The organism is Dehalococcoides sp., from assembly GCF_041654235.1.
In the GTDB taxonomy this organism is placed as follows: Bacteria; Chloroflexota; Dehalococcoidia; order Dehalococcoidales; family Dehalococcoidaceae; genus Dehalococcoides; species Dehalococcoides mccartyi_B.
In genome coordinates this window covers 32,394-33,218 of sequence record NZ_JBAZDW010000011.1, presented here as the reverse complement: position 1 = coordinate 33,218, position 825 = coordinate 32,394, and the positions used below count along the sequence as shown (strand labels likewise).

At 43.3% G+C, this 825-nt stretch carries 1 protein-coding gene; it reads left to right on the top strand.

Annotation, left to right across the window (positions count from 1 at the left end; all coding sequences use genetic code 11):
* Positions 1-107: 107 nt before the first annotated feature.
* The coding region (locus WC259_RS02610) for a tyrosine-type recombinase/integrase (RefSeq protein WP_372643066.1) at positions 108-825 on the top strand (718 nt) is incomplete at its 3' end.

The following is an 825-nucleotide window of genomic DNA, read 5'->3' as shown; positions in this document are numbered from 1 at the left end:
TAGCGCTTGGTTTTTGGGGGGCTAACTGGCAGTCAAAAGGTAGAGGGTTCGAATCCCTCCGGCTCCACCATAAAGCTAAAAGCGCTGTCGGTAGCTCGAAATGGCGCATGAATGACCGTTTAACTCGCAAAAAATCTTACGATTACCCAATCGTAGCTAGTGACCTTTTGACTACACCAGATGACCTTAAATTATGTCTTTCGACATACTTATTAATGGCCAAGGTTGGTCAACTCAGTAAAGCCACAATTTCCAATTACCGGTATATGTGTGGTCGTTTTCTGGATTTTTGCCAAGCGAATGGTGTCACTAAGCCGGCACAGATTACCTCTATCCACCTCGGATTATTTCTACAACAATTACAACTGACTAACGGTCCGCAATCTGTCACTGATTACTTCAAGCAAATTCGCCCATTTATTAACTGGCTCAAGGACAATGGTCAAATTACTGTAGATCCGTTAAAGCAGGTACGTCTGCCTAAAGTTCCTCGCAAGGTTATACAACCTCTTACTCCAGAACATTGTCAGCGCTTACTTGCCCTGGTATCTGGGGAAACATTCGAGGATAGGCGGAATAAAGCACTTATTCTATTGTTACTTGATACGGGGCTGAGATTGAGTGAATGTACAGAGCTAAAATGGAGCGATATCAATTACGATAGCGAGTTGATTAAGGTAATGGGTAAAGGGGCTAAGGAACGTGTGGTTCGCATAGGCCCTAAAGTCCAAAGGGCACTACTGGAATATCAATATCTTAAAATTCAGTCATTTCCCGGAGATAAAACCCCTGATGTTTGGGTTAGCCGTCATAAAACTCGCTATA